This window comes from Methylomonas koyamae (assembly GCF_001644025.1).
Lineage (GTDB): Bacteria > Pseudomonadota > Gammaproteobacteria > Methylococcales > Methylomonadaceae > Methylomonas > Methylomonas koyamae_A.
In genome coordinates this window covers 15,585-34,078 of record NZ_LUUK01000220.1, presented here as the reverse complement: position 1 = coordinate 34,078, position 18,494 = coordinate 15,585, and the positions used below count along the sequence as shown (strand labels likewise).

At 53.2% G+C, this 18,494-nt stretch carries 14 protein-coding genes and 1 pseudogene; 5 read left to right on the top strand and 10 right to left on the bottom strand.

Going from position 1 to position 18,494, the window contains the following annotated elements; genetic code table 11:
- The 10 genes from A1355_RS22110 to gmk form a co-directional block, all read right to left on the bottom strand.
- A partial coding sequence (locus tag A1355_RS22110) for a KAP family P-loop NTPase fold protein (RefSeq protein ID WP_157197997.1) occupies window positions 1–1,020 on the bottom strand: 1,020 nt, incomplete at its 3' end.
- A gap of 10 nt (window positions 1,021–1,030) precedes the next feature.
- Window positions 1,031–1,417 (bottom strand): type II toxin-antitoxin system VapC family toxin, encoded by a 387-nt coding sequence (locus A1355_RS22105; RefSeq protein ID WP_064031444.1) that lies wholly within the window; start codon window positions 1,415–1,417, stop codon window positions 1,031–1,033.
- The gene (locus A1355_RS22100; RefSeq protein ID WP_064031447.1) at window positions 1,418–1,651 is read right to left on the bottom strand and encodes a type II toxin-antitoxin system Phd/YefM family antitoxin; all 234 of its coding nucleotides are present in this window, start codon (window positions 1,649–1,651) and stop codon (window positions 1,418–1,420) included.
- An 83-nt stretch (window positions 1,652–1,734) separates the two neighbouring features.
- Window positions 1,735–3,189: a DUF3375 domain-containing protein gene (locus A1355_RS22095; protein WP_064031443.1), complete on the bottom strand. Its 1,455-nt coding sequence runs from the start codon at window positions 3,187–3,189 to the stop codon at window positions 1,735–1,737.
- Window positions 3,186–4,544, bottom strand: a complete 1,359-nt coding sequence (locus tag A1355_RS22090) for a DNA recombination protein RmuC (protein WP_064031446.1) — start codon at window positions 4,542–4,544, stop codon at window positions 3,186–3,188. Before A1355_RS22090 ends, A1355_RS22095 begins: the two co-directional genes overlap by 4 nt.
- A 162-nt stretch (window positions 4,545–4,706) precedes the next feature.
- Window positions 4,707–5,666 (bottom strand): SdiA-regulated domain-containing protein, encoded by a 960-nt coding sequence (locus tag A1355_RS22085; protein ID WP_064031442.1) that lies wholly within the window; start codon window positions 5,664–5,666, stop codon window positions 4,707–4,709.
- A 49-nt stretch (window positions 5,667–5,715) separates the two neighbouring features.
- Window positions 5,716–6,393, bottom strand: a complete 678-nt coding sequence (locus A1355_RS22080; protein WP_064031441.1) for a lamin tail domain-containing protein — start codon at window positions 6,391–6,393, stop codon at window positions 5,716–5,718.
- 562 nt (window positions 6,394–6,955) lie between these two features.
- Window positions 6,956–8,242, bottom strand: a complete 1,287-nt coding sequence (hemL, locus tag A1355_RS22075; RefSeq protein ID WP_064031440.1) for a glutamate-1-semialdehyde 2,1-aminomutase — start codon at window positions 8,240–8,242, stop codon at window positions 6,956–6,958.
- Window positions 8,243–8,592: 350 nt separating this feature from the next.
- A complete protein-coding gene (locus A1355_RS22070) occupies window positions 8,593–9,045 on the bottom strand; it encodes a hypothetical protein (protein WP_064031439.1) in 453 nt (150 codons plus the stop codon).
- A gap of 15 nt (window positions 9,046–9,060) precedes the next feature.
- Window positions 9,061–9,675, bottom strand: coding sequence for a guanylate kinase (gene gmk, locus A1355_RS22065; protein WP_064031438.1), 615 nt, complete (start codon window positions 9,673–9,675; stop codon window positions 9,061–9,063).
- Window positions 9,676–9,795: 120 nt separating this feature from the next.
- Here gmk and dnaA point away from each other — a divergent pair, with 120 nt between their 5' ends.
- The 5 genes and pseudogenes from dnaA to A1355_RS22040 all read left to right on the top strand — a co-directional run bounded on the left by dnaA (window position 9,796) and on the right by A1355_RS22040 (window position 18,483).
- Window positions 9,796–11,112 (top strand): chromosomal replication initiator protein DnaA, encoded by a 1,317-nt coding sequence (dnaA, locus tag A1355_RS22060; RefSeq protein WP_064031437.1) that lies wholly within the window; start codon window positions 9,796–9,798, stop codon window positions 11,110–11,112.
- A 917-nt stretch (window positions 11,113–12,029) separates the two neighbouring features.
- Entirely contained in the window at window positions 12,030–13,133 is a 1,104-nt protein-coding gene (gene dnaN, locus A1355_RS22055) for a DNA polymerase III subunit beta (protein ID WP_064031436.1), read from the top strand.
- 8 nt (window positions 13,134–13,141) lie between these two features.
- Window positions 13,142–14,215, top strand: a complete 1,074-nt coding sequence (recF, locus tag A1355_RS22050) for a DNA replication/repair protein RecF (protein ID WP_064031435.1) — start codon at window positions 13,142–13,144, stop codon at window positions 14,213–14,215.
- Between the two features lie 114 nt (window positions 14,216–14,329).
- On the top strand, window positions 14,330–16,735 hold the full coding sequence (gyrB, locus tag A1355_RS22045) for a DNA topoisomerase (ATP-hydrolyzing) subunit B (RefSeq protein WP_064031434.1): 2,406 nt from the start codon (window positions 14,330–14,332) through the stop codon (window positions 16,733–16,735).
- A gap of 258 nt (window positions 16,736–16,993) precedes the next feature.
- Window positions 16,994–18,483, top strand: a pseudogene (locus tag A1355_RS22040) (type I restriction-modification system subunit M).
- Window positions 18,484–18,494: the final 11 nt, after the last annotated feature.

Here is an 18,494-nt window from a genome sequence, read left to right as displayed (position 1 = left end):
ACTTTTTGCTAAGAGCTTAACATCTCTTGGTGTAGCAATTTCTGGCGCAATCACTTCGTAGAAAAGATTCATGAAATGCAATTCCTGATTTTCATCAGGGATTCCGCAAATCGCGTGAATTTTTTGCAATAACTGGTTAATTAGATCGGCGTGCTGCGGTTCCGGCAATTCAAATGAAGCCTGAACTATTTTTTCTAAGTAATGAGGACCTTCGGACGGAAAACGTTCAGAAATAATGGTCTCTGCAAGAATACGGTCATAGACAAGTAAGTAAACAACATTTGGCAATCGGCCTACGGATTTTACTAAGCGGAAAATCAATATTGCCTCATCAGGAGAAAGCCTATCAATATCATCAATCACAATTAAAAATCGCCGTTTTTGTTCGGCGAGTGCATGCGACAATTCCTGATGTAACGCTTCTACGCTTTCATCCTGTGCGATCAAACCACTCAACCATTCCATAGTACCAGCGGCTACACTCCCAGCCCCATTCCCCCCAGCCAAATCTACGGCCGAACCTACCGCCGAGCCAGCACGCAACAGACGCGACCCGAGTTTTGACAATGTTTTTTTTAATCGAGCCGAGAGATTTGGGCTAATCCCGGCATAGAGTTCCCGAAAAAACGCTAGCGCTAACGCCTCCTCACCACGGAACCACCAACACGCAAAATTGATAACGGTGAGGTCATTTTTTTCGATATCCGACTTGAGGTGATGAAGAATTAGATTTGTTGCACTGCTCTTGCCAGAGCCCCATACTCCATTAAGCGCGATAACTGAACCGTGAGGATTGGTCAATTTTCGAATACTGTTCGCCAATGTCCGAGCGAAAGGATCGATACCGAAGTGATCTTCAGACGGCTGCCGTATTGGTAAATCGTTATAGCTACTGTCCTGAGCGACTTGAGAGTTCAGACCAACATCAATTTGTTCTTGATTCGATTCAGCAAGCGTCGAAGCCTCTGACGAGAATGGCTCTGATAAAAGCTTACGAAATAGATTTTTGAACCAATTCATTTAATGCTTCTCACCAAATCCGCCTAACCCCATAACTATCGAACAACGCCTCATTGCTGATCAGGGCAATATTCTCGGCCTGAGCCTGGGCGATCAACATTCGGTCGAAAGGGTCGCGGTGCGGGCCGGGCAGGCTGCCGGCTCGCAATGCGTGGTCGGTTGTGATAGCCAGCGGGGTAAAACCTTGTTCCTTCAGGCAATCCTGGTAGCTATCGACCACGGCTTCGGCACCCGGCAATTTGCCGATACGTACCTTGGTGGCGATCTCCCAGCCCGAAGCGGCGCTGATCAGCACGACATGGCTGGGCTCGGCAATCCATTCTTTTGCAATCCGAGACAGCTTCTCGTCGCCGTCCAGCCACCACAACAAAGTATGGGTATCCAGTAGCGCTTTCATCTATTGCGCCCAGGCATCCAATTCGTCGTCCGGTAATGCCTCGAAGAAGGCTTCGGTCACCGGCGCTTGACCTTTCATGGCGCCGAATCTCCGTTGCGGACGGCTTTCGGTGATCGGCACCAGCTTGACCAACGGCACCTTGCCCTTGGCGATGATAACTTCCTCACCGGCAAATGCTTGTTCGACCAAGCTGGATAAATGGGTTTTGGCGTTATAAAGCGTATAAGTGCTCACAAGCATGCTCCTTGACCAAGTAATTTGACTAACCCAGTATAGCAAACCCCCGCATCGTGGCAACGCAACCTACTGTTGAGCAGTCACCGGACAAAAATCACCCTTGGCAACTTCGCCTGTTTACTTAATTCCCGTCCTTCGCCATCCACAGCCTGCCAAACGATCACATCCTCCACTCCTTCATCGACCGTGGTTTTAAAGTTGTCGCCGCCGAGTTGCAGATAGGCGACCAGTTCCGCCAGGCCGTGTTGCAGCGGGCGGGCGCGGCAGAGTTCGGCCAGCGTGATTTGCGGTTTGTCTTGCAGAGCGTGGCGGATGTGGCGGGCCAGTTGCGTCTTGTCGATGACGATTTGCGAGAACAGCGCAGCGGCGTCCAGGTCTTCGTCGCCGGTTTGCGGGACGACGCTTTCGATGCGCGGTTTGACCGGTGGCGTGTGTAGCGGGCGCTCCATCGGCAGCTCGATGTCGGCGGCGGCTTCGGCGATGATCATGACTTCACCGGCGGGTTGATTTTCGCGTAAGGCCAGGGCCTTGGCTTCGATGCCGTGCAGGATTTCCATGATCCGGCGATTTTCCAGCCAGGCCTGGTCGTCGAGAAAGCGGCGCAGTTGCCGGCTCAGTTCGGCGACGGTGCGCTGGGTATGCTCGCCGGCTTCCAACCAATCGTAATGCACCCGGCGAATGCGGGCGTCGGGCTTGAGTTCGGCGACAGGCTCCAAAGCCAACACCCGTTCCAGTAAGGCCGACAATTCTTCCTGGCGGCGGCTGGACATTAGAAAATCCCAGAAGGCGCGGAAACTGCGGCCTTGGTCGGAGTCGGCTATGGCGTCGCGTTCGCCCATGATGTCTTGCAGCAGTTCGCCCTTGCCGCCTTCCCACAAGGCGATGCGCTCCCGCACTCGCCGGTCCAGGCCGCGAAAGTTATGTTCAACTTCGCGAAAGTCGCCCAGCAGTTCGCGGGCCAGCCCGGTGAATTGCTGGAAGCGATCCTTCAACGCGGTGTCGTCCAGCACTTGCAGATCGCCGGCGCGGATGCGGGCGATTTCGGCATCGAGATCGGCACGGCGTTTTTCCAGTTCGGCGATACGGGTCTCCGGATCGGTTTCGCTGCCTGCGCTGATTTGCTTGAGCAGTTCGAACAAGGTTAATAAGCGCGATTCGGTGCCGACGAACGCGCGCTCGGACAGGCTGCCCAACCAAGCGATGGCTTTTTCGGTGGCTGGCGTCAGGTCGAAAAACGGCTCGTCGGAACCTTGCCGGTAAAACTTGCGCAACCAAGCCTTGTCGTTGCCGGCCCAGTCGTTCAGATAGTCCAGCGCGGGCTTAGGGAAAGCATCGTTACCCAGCCGTTCGCGTAACGCAAACAACTCATCTTCCAGCGCTTCGGCCAGATCGGCCTGACCGATCAGACGCTGATTGGGGGCGACGAAGACCCCGTGCAGGAAGCTGGCGATCAGCGGCGCATGGTCGGAGCGTAATAAGCGCCAAGCCGGGTGGTTTTGTTTCAGCAGCTCCAGCGTGGCGTAGTCCAGGCTCATTCGGCGTCGTCCGCATCCATTTGTTCGGTCAGGCTCTTGGGTAGTTTCTTTTTCACTTTCACGCCCAGTTCTTCGAGTGCGCCGGCTTGGCGCAACAGATTGCCCTGGCCACTGCTGAGTTTATTGACGATACCGTCGTAGGTTTTTTGCACGGTGCCGAGTTGGTGGCCGAGTTTTTCGATGTCTTCGACGAAGCCGCGGATCTTGTCGTACAGTGCGCCGGCCTTGTCGGCAATCAACCGGGCGTTTTCGTTTTGCTGCTCGTAACGCCAGATGTTTTGGATGGTTCTTAGCGTCGCCAACAGCGTGGTTGGCGTGACGACGACGATCTTGTGTTCGAAGGCGTCGTTGAATAGTTTTTCGTCGCCTTGAAACGCGGCCATGAAGGCGGCTTCGATCGGCATGAATAGCAGCACGAAGTCCAACGAACGCAGGCCTTTCAAGCTGGAGTAATCCTTGCCGCTAAGGCCTTTGATGTGGGCGCGCACCGCTTCGACGTGTTGTTTCAGCGCTTCGCTACGTTCGGCATCGTCTTCGCTGGAACAGTAGCGCTCGTAAGCGTTCAACGAGACTTTGGAATCTATGACGACATCCTTGTTGTCCGGCAGGCGGACGATCACGTCGGGTTTGAACAGCCGGTTGTCTTCGTCGCGGAACGCGCCCTGGGTTTCGTATTCGATGCCCTTGCGCAGGCCGGATTGTTCCAGCACCTTTTCCAGAATCATCTCTCCCCAATTGCCCTGGATCTTATGGTCGCCTTTCAAGGCGCGGGTCAAATTCAGTGCTTCCTGATTCATCTTCTGAGTATCGCGGCGCAACGAGACGATTTCCTCGCGTAGCGAGATGCGGTCCTTGGTTTCGTTGTCGTAGACGCTTTCGACGCGACTTTTGAATTCGCCGAGTTGCTGTTTCAACGGCGCCACCAAGCCTTCGATACTGACTTTGTTATGCTCGACAAACTGCTTGCCGCGTTCTTCGAAAATCCTGTGCGCCAGATTCTCGAACTGGGTTTTTAACTGATTTTCCGCATCTTGCAGTAGGCGGATTTTCTCTTCGTTGTGTTTATGCTGCTCCTGCTGGCGGGTATTAAGTTCGGCGTTTTCGGTTTTCAATGCCAGAAGCTGTTGTTGCAAGGCTTGCAACTCGGATTCGCGCCGATTCAATAGGCTTAGCCTTTCCTCGGCCACCGCCAGCTTTACGGATTGTTGCTGTAAAACCTGTTGTTGCAGATCGATTTGCGCTTGCAGGGTCTGGCGCCGTGCGCCCGTCAGGCGGGCACCGATAAAGTAGCCAAGCGATGCCGCAACGGCGAGACTCGCTGGCCAAAGCCACGGAGTGATTTCCAAGAATGTCATTTTCGATGCAACGCCGACGCGTGCTTGAGGGGTGAATTGAACCGGATTGGACGAGTCGGTCAATTGTAAGGGAAGTCGGCGCCGACAGTCTGGAAAAACCGGCGCGACGACGGCAAGCCGGAGTATTCGGCCTGCCGTCGGGCTTGCTAGAAAGAACGCCGGTTAGACTGATTTACGGCGAACCGCGAGGATACCGGCCAAGGCCGAACCGAACAACCACAACGCGCCCGGTAACGGAACCGCGGTCGGCGTTAGCACGAACAAGCGGGAGTTGGGATAGGCGCTGCCGTTGTTCTCGGCAACCAAGTAGATGTTGCCTAGCGTATCCACGGTGACGCCTTCGATGGCTTGCTGGGTAACGGAGGACAGATCGAAGCTGCTGACTATTTGACCGGCCGTCGTCAATTCCACCAACATTTTTGAATCCAGACTCAGAATCAGCAAGTTGTCGGCCCCCGCGCCGCCGGCCAAGCTATCGACGGCGGACAAGGTTTGCACGTCGGACAGACTGTTCAAGCCAAACAACGAACCGCTACCGGAAAACAGCGTCGTCGTCGATGCGGTGCCGTAGCCGACCGCAAAGTCCAGCGTACTTTTACGCAACTGCGCCGGATTGTCTTGCTTGACCGAGTAAAAGCTGCCGTCGCGCGGATCGACGCTGATGCCTTCGGTTCCGACATTGCCGACACTGGCCGTGCTGCCGGTAATCGCCACTTTCGGCTGATTGTTTAGCGCCACGCTGCCGCCGGCACTGTAGGTAAATTGATAAGCCACTTGCGGACGTTCGTCGACAACGACCAGCCGGCCATTGCCCAAATAGGTCAGGCCTTCTGCATCGTTATTGCTGCTCCCGGTTCCCGCCCAATTGAACGCCATGGAACCCAGGGTTTGCCCGGTCAACGACACTTCGACGACGCCGAGGCCTTCGTCGCCGACGAAGAACAGCGTGTTGCGGTCGCTGGCGTAAGTCACCGCCGAGGCTTCCAGACCGATACCACCCAAGGTATCCAGCGCGTAGTTGCCGGTTAATTGGTAGTTGGCCAAATTCAAAGAGCTTGCCGCTTGGACGCCGCCGGCACTGACCGCCAGCGCGATCGCGCCGATCAAGGATTGGAGTTTCATAGTCTAAATTCCTGAAAAAAGATAAATAACAAAACGGGATAGCTGAAGCCTATGCGCGTTTCTTACGACCTATCGAGAACAGAGCCAATCCGCTCAACATTAACGGAAACGCCGCCGGAACCGGCACCGCCGCCGGGGCCAACGCGAATCTGCCGGGGTTGGCGACAAATTCGCCGGACACGCTGGCTATGGAGCCGAAACTGTCGCCTACGCTAGACAATACCCAGTCCGAAGTTACGTTGTCTTGATCCAAGACGGCCAAGTTGCCGGGATTGCCGCTGACATTTTGAGTACGGATCGTGCCGGGAAAATTGCCGTCGCCGTAACTCAGCCGGTCGATCAGCATGTTGGCGGCGTTATAAAGATTGATTTCGTCGTTGCGGCCGAGATTTACCGTGTTACCGCCAATGATTTTGACCGACGCCGACAAATTCCAGTGACTCCTGAACGTAGCGGCATCGTTTTCCGCCAGAATCACTGACTCGCCAGCCGCGACTAAGCCGAAAGCCGAGAGGCTGACCGTGCCGGGAGAACGTGAATCGTCGTCGTAGCTCCAGCCGCTGAAATCGACGGCCGCGTTGGTCAGGTTGGTGAATTCGATAAACTCGTCACCGTTATACATCCATTCGGTAATGGCGACGGTGGACGCCGAAGCGGTCGCGGCGAACAGCGAGGAAGCGGCGAATATGCCGAAAGCCGCGGCGCGGCGGAATTTTTTGACTGACATGATACCTTCCGAAATTGTTGAATTGGGGGAACAAGCGACGGATCGGCCGCTTGCGCGGCGAAAGCCGATCCCCGCCGGAAGGTACAAAAAAAATGTGACGCGGTTATTACTTTTGCAGCGTCTTGAATAGCATTGCGCGAATCATCGCAGCGGCAATCGATGTCGTTCGCAATGTCCGCCGATCGCAAAAATATAAATATAGTGGTCGTCGAACTTATAAATCAGCCAGATAAACACAGCGTATGTTCAAGCCAAAAGCTTGGCAAGCAGCGGCATGACTTCGGCGGCACATACCAAGCCGAGCATCCATTTGACGATCAATAAATCCGATTTGACCGGCGCAAGCTCGATTTGCACATCCTTTTTGGTGAGCGGATCGGCTTCAGTTTGGGCGTCGCGAAAAGCTTTCCCACCTGTTTTTCGTCAAAACCGGCTTCTTTCAACTTGCACACAAATTTGTGAGTATCAAAAGTCACAGTAGCCATTGCTTATCTCTTTTCAATATACCTATCAGCGTACAAGAATTAAATGAGTTTTCAGGGATTGAAACCATACGCTACATTCAATTCCGCAGGTATTTAAATACCTCGGCCGCCGCCTCCACCGTTGCCTGCAAATCCTCATCCATATGCGCGGCAGAAACGAAACCGGCCTCGAACGCCGACGGCGCCAGATAAACTCCGTGTTCCAACATCGCATGGAAGAAATGTTTGAAGCTCTCGACGTCACAGGCCATCACTTGCGCGAAACGGCTGACGGTTTTTTCTTCAGTGAAGAACAATCCGAACATACCGCCGACCTGGTTGGTGGTAAACGGGATGCCGGCTGAGTCAGCGGCGGCTTGCAGGCCGGCCAACAAGGTTGCGGTTTTGGCGGTCAAGGCCTCGTAGAAACCGGGTGCGGAAATCAGCTCCAGCGTTTTCAGGCCGGCGGCCATCGCCACAGGACACCCGGACAGCGTGCCGGCTTGATAAACCGGGCCCAGCGGTGCCAGATATTCCATGATCTTGCGGCTGCCGCCGAAAGCGCCGACCGGCAAGCCGCCGCCGATGATTTTACCGAGCGTGGTCAAATCCGGCTTAATGCCGTACAGACCTTGAGCGCCTTGCAAACCGACGCGGAAACCAGTCATTACTTCGTCGAAGATCAACACGCTGCCGTACTGGTCGCAGACTTCCCGCAAGGTTTGTAAAAAGCCCGGTTCCGGCGGAATGCAGTTCATGTTGCCGGCCACCGGTTCGACGATGATGCAAGCGATTTTGTCGCCGACTTCGACAAAGGTCTGCTTCACCGCGTCGCTGTCATTGTAAGCCAGCGTGATGGTATCGGCGGCCAGCGCGGCCGGCACGCCGGGCGAGCTGGGTACTCCCAGCGTCAATGCGCCGGAACCGGCTTTTACTAATAAGGAATCGGAATGGCCGTGATAGCAGCCTTCGAATTTGACGATCTTGTCGCGGCCGGTGTAACCGCGCGCCAAGCGCAACGCGCTCATCGTGGCTTCGGTGCCGGAGCTGACCATGCGGATCATTTCTATCGAAGGCAGCAACTCGCAAACCGTTTGTGCCATCAGCGTTTCGATTTCGGTCGGTGCGCCGAAACTCAGGCCTTTTTCCGCGCTGAGTTTGACTGCATCGATCACGGCCGGATGGGCATGACCCAAAATCATCGGCCCCCAGGAACCGACGTAATCAATATAGCGTTTGCCTTCGGCGTCCCAAACGTAAGCGCCTTGAGCGCGATCGAAATACACCGGCGTGCCACCGACGCCCTTGAAGGCCCGCACCGGCGAGTTGACGCCGCCGGGAATGACTTGTTGAGCTTGAGAAAAAAGTTCGCTGGATGAGGTCATGATGAAAAAATCCGTTGGCAAATCGCTATCGCTAACCGAGGGAAAAGGGCATTTCCGGCCATTCTCCGGCACACTAGTTTTCAAGCGGTTGACTGTGAAATAAGGTTAAAACCCGAGGAGACTCCGAACAATTTAATTGGGTTAGCGGTTTTTCTACCTCGCCAAAAACGGAATCCACCGTTTTCCGTTAATCCCGAACTCATTGCTCCGGCTAGAAATTGTCGGGGCTGTTCGCATTGAGCCGCTCGACCGGACCGATTGTGACTGAAGCCACTACCCCGGGTATTAGTTTTCGGAGGCGAATGCTGGTTTATCGTTGACCAGCATCAACCTAAACCGGTTGGGGTTTACTAAGGCTTGCCGAACAAATGCGGACCTTTAGGTACCGGTTTGTTTTGCAGGCAAAAATAGGCCGCCGCATCGAACTTGATTTGCAGCGAGTGGGTATCTTCGTGTTCTTTCAAATACTTTTCGGCTTCGGTATCTGCCAAGTCTTCGGACATATGCCGAGCGATACAGCCGCAGCTTTCTTCCAAGCGCGGTTTATCCACATCCGGATTGTTCGAGTTACGCAATTCGCGTTCGGTACATTTTTGCGCGAATTCTTTTTCGAATCGAAACTTGGCGGTGTCGGTGGCTTCGCCGTGCTCGACGTGTTTTTTCTCCGGCGCCTTGGCCTTGGCGGCGGATTTTTCCGAACCGGCCGGCTGCGACTTATCGTCCGAACAAGCGGTGATCGTCAAGGCCGCCACGGATAGCAGAACCGCGCCGATAAGTTTTGATTTGGGATGGATGGTCTTCATGTGGCTTATCTATAGTTAGTTGAGTAAGTTTTCCAGCAAACCGGCAATTTGTTGCTGTTGTCGCCGCTGAGCGACCCGGTTGGCGATCACGATGCTTTTTAATTGGTTTAGCGCGGTTTCGAAGTCGTCGTTGACCACCAGATAATCGAATTCCGGATAGTGGCTGATTTCGGTGACGGCGTCTTGCATCCGGCGGGCGATGGTTTCCTCGGTATCCTGACCGCGCCCGCGCAAGCGCTGTTTTAAAATCTCGATCGACGGCGGCAGGACAAAGATCGACTCGCTGTCCGGCAGCATATTCCTAACTTGTTGAGCGCCTTGCCAATCGATTTCCAAAATCACATCGGTACCGTCCGCCAACGCCAATTCGACGGTCCGTTGGGCCGTGCCATAGAAATTGTCGAATACCTGAGCGTGTTCAAGAAAGGCCTGCCGTTCTATCATGGCTTTGAATTCGTCAAGCGACACGAAAAAATAATCGACGCCGTTTTGTTCGCCGACCCGCATCGGCCGCGTCGTATGCGAAATCGATACGGTCAGACCGTCCAGTTCGGCGGTCAAACGTTTGACCAAACTGGTTTTCCCTGCGCCGGAAGGCGCGGAAACGATGTAAAGTTTGCCGGTAGTCATTGTAAAAAGCTGGAAATCGATGCGGCCGCCATTCTTTTCTGATAACGACCAAGAGTCAAGCCCTATCCCGCCGCTGTGCTATCATTTGCCGTCTTTTTTAGACGTCTTAGACACCCCCCAATGAGTGTGATTTGGAACAACTGCCTGGCCAAGCTGGAACATGAAATTCCCGGCACCGACCTGAATACGTGGATCCGGCCACTGCAAGCGGTGGAAACCGACAGCCAGTTAAAACTGCTCGCGCCCAATCGCTTCATCATTGATCATATCAAGCAACATTTTCTGACCCGCATCGAAGACGCGGTCAACGAATTTTCCAACGCCACGCTAGCGGTGCATTTCGAAATCGGCAGCAAGAAAGCGTCGGCGATCAAAACGCAAACGCTGAACAAAAGTCCGGTTCAGAAAAAAAACCAGCCCAACTTTTTAAATAAGGCGTTCACCTTCGAGAGCTTCGTCGAGGGTAAATCCAACCAATTGGCGCGCGCCGCATCGGTCACGGTTTCCGACAACATCGGCAAGGTGTACAACCCGCTCTTTATTTACGGCAGTTCCGGCTTGGGCAAAACCCATTTGATGCACGCGATCGGCAATGCGGTGCTGCAGAAAAAACCGGACGCCAACATCGTCTATCTGCATTCGGAAAAATTCGTGCAGGATATGGTCAAGGCCTTGCAACAAAACCAGATCAATCATTTCAAGGATTACTATCGCAACATCGATGTTTTGTTGATGGACGATATTCAATTTCTGGCCGGCAAGGAACGTTCGCAGGAAGAGTTTTTCCACACCTTTAATAATCTGCTCGACCAAAAACATCAGGTGGTACTAACTTGCGATAAGTACCCAAAAGAAATCGAGGGCCTGGAAGACCGTTTGAAGTCCCGCTTCAGTTGGGGTTTGCCGGTGGCGATAGAACCGCCCGACCTGGAAACCCGCACCGCTATTTTAATCAAGAAAGCCCAACAGGTTGGCGTGGACCTTAGCCACGACGTGGCCTTTTTCATCGCCAAGCGCATTCCGTCCAACGTGCGGGATTTGGAAGGCGCGCTACGGCGGGTGGTCGCGAATTCGCAATTCACCGGCCGCGACATCACCGTCGAATTTACCAAGGAAGCCTTGCACGATTTGATCAGCTTGCAGGACAAACTGGTCAGCATCGACAATATCCAAAAAACCGTCGCCGAATACTTCAAAATCCGGGTTGCCGACTTATCGTCGAAAAACCGCAAGCAGTCGATTACCCGCCCTAGACAAATCGCCATGACTTTAGCCAGGGAACTGACTTCGCACAGCTACCCGGAAATCGGCGATGCTTTCGGCGGCCGCGACCACACCACCGTTATCAATGCTTGCAAACGAGTCGCCGAACTCAAGGACGAAGACGTCAAAATGGCGGAAGACTACAAAAACCTGCTGCGCACGCTGTCGCACTAAGCCTTGCAGCGGGCGATATCGCTCGCTGCCGCCAACTCCGGGCGCTTTCCGCCCAAAGCCACCACGCCGGCTCAAACACTAAACCTCGAAGTTCAGGCATCGATCGCTCTTCCTGTTACTCGGTTGTATCCCCATTCGCGCGGAAAGACCGGTCATTCCGACGGCAATCTTTCGAATTACCCGCTTGACCGAAACGCGAACGATGTTTGTCCCAAACTTCTTATTTCTCCAATCCCTAAAAATTAGTCCTTCCCGCTCGAACAGCCGCCAATCAAACGGGTATCTTCGGCCTAATCCATTGCCTACACCGTCGATTCGCGCGTCGAGAAACCGTCATTTCTGCTGTTGACTATCCTGTCTTTATCCCACCGAGTAGATTGTGGTTCAGCTGTGCATAACTTCAAGACTCGAAGTTGTCCACAGTTGCCGCACAGGCGTTACCTACCCGAAAAGACAAGATTCGCCAGACACTAAGACTATGAAAGCACTTCTAAAATTGGGCTTACCCACAACCAAAGGGCTTGCTAATAGCAGTAATAAACTATATTTCTTTTACATTATTATTGATTAATTCGACGCGAGACGGTCGAAACGAAAAGTCGGTAAACAGACAGACAAAGCCCGTGGAACTCGTTTTTCGAGATTTGCGCGGGTGACGAAAACCGTCAAGCACACACTAGCTTTTTCCACGATAATACGCCGACCAATTGTGGAAAACCCTGTCATTAGGACCTGGCGCTCTTGGCACGAAACTTGTGGATAAAGTTGCCATCTCTGTTGTCCACAAATCGTCAACAGGCTATGGACCGGGATCGCCGCCTTGTTACGTACAAGACAATCGTTTGTTTTATATTGTGTAAATCGAGTTTTCCACAGCTTTGCGACTTGTTAATAGTAAAAATAAAAAATAGATATCTATGAAATTTGTTATTAGCCGAGATCTGATTCTGCCATCGTTGCAGCAAATCGTCAGTGTTATAGAAAAGCGCCAGACCATGCCTATTCTTTCCAACGTGCTGTTGTGGGCGGATGAAAGTTCTCTGGTGATGACCGGTACCGATACCGAAATCCAAATCGTCAGCAAGGTCTATTGTGAATCGATAGAAAACCCTGGCGTCATCACGGTACCGGCTCGCAAGTTTTTAGATATTTGCCGGTTATTGCCTGGCGGTGCGGAGCTCAAGTTCGAGTTGCATGAAGACAAGGTAAAACTAGCCTCGGGCCGTAGCCGATTTTCGTTGAGCACCTTGCCGGCGGAGCATTATCCGGAGTTCAACGAATCGGAATACGAATACCGGTTTGCGTTGAATGCCGGCAAATTTAAGAAGGGCCTGGATAAAACCCTGTTTTGCATGGCCAACCAGGATGTCAGGTATTACCTGAACGGTTTATTGCTTCACGTCAGTAATTCGAAGATGAAACTGGTGGCGTCCGACGGCCATCGCTTGGCGATTTTCGAGGACGACATCGGTTTCGCCACCGGCTACGAATCGCGCATCATCATTCCCCGCAAAGCGGTTCAGGAGCTAAACCGTTTGCTGGACGATCCCGAAGCGGAATTGGATGTACAGTTCTCGGCCAACCATATCAAGGTCCAATTCAAAGATGTGGTATTCTCCTCAAAGCTGATAGATGCCAAGTTTCCCGACTTCAGTAAAGTCTTCAACCAATCTTTCATGACGCCGTTGCTGATTCAAAAGCAGGTGTTGCGCGACGCCCTGACTCGGGTGGCGATCTTGTCCAACGAAAAATACAAAGGCGTGACCTTCGACATCGGCGGCGACGTTCTTAAGCTGAGCACGCATAACCCGGAACACGATGAAGCGGAAGAAGAACTGATCATCGATTATCACGGTCAGACGCTGAGTATTTCCTTCAACTCGCAATACATGCTGGATGCGGTTTCGAATCTTGATTCCGAATTGGCGGTGCTGACGATAGCGGGCAATGCCAGCAGTTGTTTTATCGAAGAACCCGAACAACCCTTATTTAAATTCATTGTCATGCCGATGCGCCTGTAAGCGGGACAATGACCTTGATCGCACTGGATGTTTTTTCGGTTAGAAACATCCGTGAAGCCAGCCTTACTCCTTCGCCGGCAATCAACCTGATTACCGGCGCCAATGCCAGCGGCAAAAGTTCGTTGCTGGAAGCCATTTTCATTCTTGGGCGCGCCCGGTCCTTTCGCACCACGCATATCAAGCAAGCGATTGCCTTCGACCAAACCCACCTGGTGGTGTCCGCGCAAAACCGCCAGCAAGGCCAATCGCTAAGTCGGATTGGGATTCAAATCGACGCCAAGCAATGCGAAATTCGCATCGACGGCGAGAATCGGCAAAAGTCGGATTTGGCCTATGCACTGCCGGTACAGTTGATCGATCCGAAGAGTTACCGCCTGCTTGACGCCGGTCCGCAAGTTCGCCGCGAGTTTCTGGATTGGGGGATTTTCAATCAGCACAAACAGTTTCTGGGTCATTGGCGGAAATACGCCAAGGCACTGCAGCAACGTAACAGTCTGTTGAAGTCTCGCCAATTCAGACAAATTCCGGCGTGGGATCGAGAGTTGGCCGAGCACGGCAAGGTCATCAACCAATTTCGACAAGCTTATGTTGACGAACTGTTGCCGGTGTTTAACGAAACCGCACGGCAATTTTTAACGGACGTTCAAGCGGATGTTCGTTTTCATCCGGGATGGCCTGATGAAAACGAATTGGAACATTACCTGAAACAGGATTTGGATAGAGATCTGCGTTATGGATTTACCCATAGCGGGCCGCATCGCGCAGACTTCATCTGTTATTGCGACAAACGCCCAGCCAAGGACTTCCTATCCAGAGGACAGCAAAAGCTCTATGTACTGGCTTTACTGATGGCGCAAGTAACGTTGTTGAACCGGATTAGCCCGAATGCCTGCTGCATTTTGATCGACGACTTGGCGGCGGAATTGGATACAGAAAACAAGGCAAAATTGTTAAAATATCTGGCTGAACTGAACTGCCAAGTCTTTATCACCAGTACCGATTTTTCCGACTTCGGCGATTTGGCGCCTCTCAAAACTTATAAAAGGTTTCACGTGGAACACGGAAGAATTCAAACGCCGTGATCGCAACGCGAACAAGACAACACAATAACTATAACTCTCACCAGCAGAAGCAACGATGCAGGAATAGACCCCTCTGGCGTCAATGCGGCAAAACCCTACATTACGGAACACACCATGAGTGAACAATACGACAGTTCGAACATCACAGTACTGAAAGGCCTGGATGCGGTCAGAAAACGTCCCGGCATGTACATAGGCGATACCGACGACGGTTCCGGCTTGCATCACATGGTGTTCGAAGTAGTCGACAATTCCATCGACGAAGCCTTGGCCGGCTACTGTAAAGGTGTCGATGTGGTGATACACGAAAACGGTTCGGTATCGGTCTACGACGACGGTCGCGGTATCCCGGTCGATATTCACAAGGAAGAAGGCCGTTCCGCCGCCGAAGTCATCATGACCGTCTTGCACGCCGGCGGTAAGTTCGACGACAACGCCTACAAGGTGTCAGGCGGCTTGCACGGCGTCGGGGTTTCGGTCGTGAATGCGTTATCCGAAGAGCTGACATTGAAGGTGCGCAAGAACGGTAAATTGCACATGCAAAAATATGTGCTCGGCGAACCGGTCGCACCGCTGGCCATCGTTGGCGATGCGGAAGGCAGCGGCACCTACATCAACTTCAAGCCCAGCCCGACCATCTTCACCAACATCGAATTCCACTACGACATACTTGCCAAACGGCTGCGCGAATTATCCTTCCTCAACTCCGGCGTCAGAATCTCGCTACGCGACGAACGTAGCGGCAAGGAAGACGTGTTCGAATTCGAAGGCGGCATCAGCGCCTTTGTTCAACACTTAAACAAGAACAAAACCCCGCTGTTCGAAAAAGTGTTTCACTTCCAGGCCGAGAAAGAAGGCGTCACTGTTGAAGTCGCGATGCAATGGAACGATTCCTATCAGGAAAACGTATTCTGCTACACCAACAATATTCCGCAACGCGATGGCGGCACCCACTTGGCCGGCTTCCGGGCCGCACTGACCCGCACCATCAACCAATACATCGAAAGCAACGGTCTGGCTAAAAAGGAAAAGGTCGCCACCACCGGCGACGATGCCCGCGAAGGCTTGACCGCCGTGTTATCGGTAAAAGTGCCCGATCCCAAGTTCTCGTCGCAAACCAAGGACAAACTGGTTTCCTCGGAAGTGAAACCGCTGGTCGAATCGACGATGAACGAGAAACTCCAGGAATTCCTGCTGGAGCAGCCTCAGGTCGCAAAAGCCATCGCCGGCAAGATTATCGACGCCGCCCGCGCCCGCGAAGCGGCCCGCAAGGCCCGCGAAATGACTCGCCGCAAAACCACGTTGGACATCGCCGGTCTGCCCGGCAAATTGGCCGACTGCCAGGAAAAAGATCCGGCCTTGTCCGAACTGTTTATCGTGGAAGGGGACTCGGCCGGCGGTTCCGCCAAACAAGGCCGCGACCGCCGCACCCAGGCCATCCTGCCGCTGAAAGGTAAAATTCTGAACGTGGAACGCGCCCGCTTCGACAGAATGATTTCATCGGAAGAAGTCGGCACCTTGATTACCGCGCTGGGCTGCGGCATCGGCAAGGACGAATACAACGTCGATAAACTGCGCTACCACCGCATCATCATCATGACCGACGCCGACGTCGACGGCTCGCACATCCGCACCCTGCTGCTGACCTTCTTTTATCGGCAATTGCCGGAGCTGGTCGAACGCGGCCATATCTACATCGCCCAACCGCCGCTGTATAAAGTCAAAAAAGGCAAACAAGAACATTACGTCAAGGACGACAGCGCCTTGAATCAATATCTGATCCAATTGGCGCTGGACAAGGCCCAACTGCAAACCGACGCCGACACGCCGGTCATTCAAGGCCAGGGCCTGGAAAAGCTGGCAACCGAATTCGCCGAGGTCATGGCGGTCATCCATCGCCTGTCCAGACGCTACGACGATCTGTACCTGGAACAAATGACCTATTTACAGCCCCTGGACGCCGCCGCCAAGGCCGACGAAGCGAAACTGAGCGCCTGGTTTGCCGATTTGGAGCGGAAGCTCAACAGCGGCGACCACAAGGCCGTATTCAGTACCGAGGTTAAATATCACGGTGCCGACGACTTCGACATCACCGTCAACAAGCGCCTGCACGGCATCACCAAAAGCTTCGTGCTGCACTCAACCTTCTTTACCGGCATGGACTATCAAAAAATCGCCCGCTACGCCGAGCAAACCCTGAGCCTGTTCGGTCCGGATTCAGTGATGCGGATGGGCGAGCGCGAGCAAAGCGTCGCCAATTTCAAGGAAGCCTTCGAATGGATGATGAAGGAAGTCAAAAAAGGCCAACACATCCAGCGCTACAAAGGTCTAGGCGAAATGAACCCCGAGCAACTCTGGGAAACCACGCTGGACAGCAACAGCCGCCGCCTGCTGCAAGTCACCATCAACGACGTCATCGCCGCCGACGAAATCTTTACCACGCTAATGGGCGACGTTGTGGAACCGCGGCGGGATTTCATCGTCAAGAACGCGCTGGATGTAGCGAATTTGGATGTGTAGAGATGTGTCGGTGTCAGATCTCAAAATAGATGAAAAAAATCTCATAATTGTGAAATGAAATCTCATAATTCATGAAATTGGCTATTGGGATATGTATTTGAGAAACATTCTTATTTAATCGTGATTGGCTAACGGGAGGGTAAAAAATTACTGCTCCCGTAGCTAAACAGTTTTTGAATAGCCGATGTACTTTTGATCCAGTTCGATCAATGAAGCGGGCCAAAAAAGTAGTAGCCGTCAACAATAACCATATTCAGTGTGGATGAATGCTTGGACGCAAAACTTACAACTCTGAACCAGCTTGAAAGCCACCTCTGGGAATCCGCCAATATTTTGCGCGGCCCGGTGGATGCGGCAGATTTCAAGACCTACATCTTCCCGCTCCTTTTCTTCAAACGCATTTGCGATGTGTGGGACGAAGAGTATGCCGACATCGTGGCCGAAACCGGTGATGCGGAATTAGCGCTATTTCCGGAATCTCACCGCTTCCAGATCCCCAATGATTGTCATTGGAACGATGTCCGATCAGTTGCCAGCAATGTCGGCACCGCCTTGCAGAGAGCGATGCGTGAGATCGAAAAAGCCAACCCCGATACCTTGTATGGCGTTTTCGGTGATGCCCAATGGACCAACAAAGAACGCTTGTCGGATGCGCTGCTCAAGGATTTGATCGAGCACTTTTCCAAACTCCCCTTGGGCAATCACAGTGCCACCTCAGATGTGGTCGGTGATGCCTACGAATACCTAATCAAGAAATTCGCCGACGCCACCAACAAGAAAGCCGGCGAGTTCTATACCCCGCGCAGCGTCGTGCGCTTGATGATCGACATGCTCGATCCCAAGGAAGGCGAAACCATTTACGACCCGGCTTGTGGGACCGGTGGCATGCTGCTCGCAGCCGTGCAACACGTCAATGAAATGCACGGCGATGTAAAACGCTTATGGGGCAAATTGTTCGGTCAGGAGAAAAACCTGACCACCTCATCCATTGCTCGCATGAACCTGTTCCTGCACGGTATTGAGGATTTTCAGATCGTGCGCGGCGATACGTTACGCAGTCCCGCTTTTTTCGATGGCGACCGGCTGGCGACGTTCGATTGCGTGATCGCCAATCCGCCATTCTCCCTGGAAAAGTGGGGCGAAGAGCTATGGCTTAGTGACCCGTTTGGTCGTAACTTTGCCGGCTTGCCGCCATCCAGTTCTGGCGACTTTGCCTGGGTCCAGCACATGGTCAAATCCATGGCCGACGTCAGCGGCCGCAAGGCGCACTGTTCCGTAAAGGCGCCGAAGGCTCAATTCGGCAAAAGTTGTTGGAATTGGATTTGATTGAAGCCGTGATTGGCTTGGCGCCGAATCTGTTTTACGGCACCGGTTTGGCGGCCTGTATTCTGGTGTTGCGCAAGCGAAAACAGGTAGAACGTCGCCACAAAGTCCTGATTGCCGATGCCTCGCGGCTATTCCGTCGCGGTCGGGCTCAGAACTATCTGGAGCCCGAACATGCGCTGCAAATTCAGAGCTGGTTCCAAAACTACCAGGATGTGCAGGACGCAGTTCGGATTGTCAGCCTGGATGAAATCAAAGCCGAAGACTGGACGCTCAATATCTCGCGTTACGTGCTGCCGCCCCTCACGGAAGATATTCCACCATTGCCAGAAGCTATCGCCGCCTTCAAAGATGCTTTAACTCGTTGCAGAGAAGCCGAAGAGCGACTGGCTAATGTCATGAGCGAGGGCGGCTGGTTGCAATGAGTCCTCGAAAA

Excerpts from the sequence above, each read along its gene's own strand:
- A1355_RS22105 (WP_064031444.1), bottom strand. The coding sequence starts at position 1,417 with ATGAAAGCGCTACTGGATACCCATACTTTGTTGTGGTGGCTGGACGGC.
- A1355_RS22095 (WP_064031443.1), bottom strand. The coding sequence starts at position 3,189 with ATGAGCCTGGACTACGCCACGCTGGAGCTGCTGAAACAAAACCACCCG.
- A1355_RS22070 (WP_064031439.1), bottom strand. The coding sequence starts at position 9,045 with ATGAAGACCATCCATCCCAAATCAAAACTTATCGGCGCGGTTCTGCTA.
- gmk (WP_064031438.1), bottom strand. The coding sequence starts at position 9,675 with ATGACTACCGGCAAACTTTACATCGTTTCCGCGCCTTCCGGCGCAGGG.
- A1355_RS22090 (WP_064031446.1), bottom strand. The coding sequence starts at position 4,544 with ATGACATTCTTGGAAATCACTCCGTGGCTTTGGCCAGCGAGTCTCGCC.
- A1355_RS22085 (WP_064031442.1), bottom strand. The coding sequence starts at position 5,666 with ATGAAACTCCAATCCTTGATCGGCGCGATCGCGCTGGCGGTCAGTGCC.
- A1355_RS22080 (WP_064031441.1), bottom strand. The coding sequence starts at position 6,393 with ATGTCAGTCAAAAAATTCCGCCGCGCCGCGGCTTTCGGCATATTCGCC.
- dnaN (WP_064031436.1), top strand. The coding sequence starts at position 12,030 with ATGAAATTTGTTATTAGCCGAGATCTGATTCTGCCATCGTTGCAGCAA.
- gyrB (WP_064031434.1), top strand. The coding sequence starts at position 14,330 with ATGAGTGAACAATACGACAGTTCGAACATCACAGTACTGAAAGGCCTG.
- recF (WP_064031435.1), top strand. The coding sequence starts at position 13,142 with ATGACCTTGATCGCACTGGATGTTTTTTCGGTTAGAAACATCCGTGAA.
- dnaA (WP_064031437.1), top strand. The coding sequence starts at position 9,796 with ATGAGTGTGATTTGGAACAACTGCCTGGCCAAGCTGGAACATGAAATT.
- hemL (WP_064031440.1), bottom strand. The coding sequence starts at position 8,242 with ATGACCTCATCCAGCGAACTTTTTTCTCAAGCTCAACAAGTCATTCCC.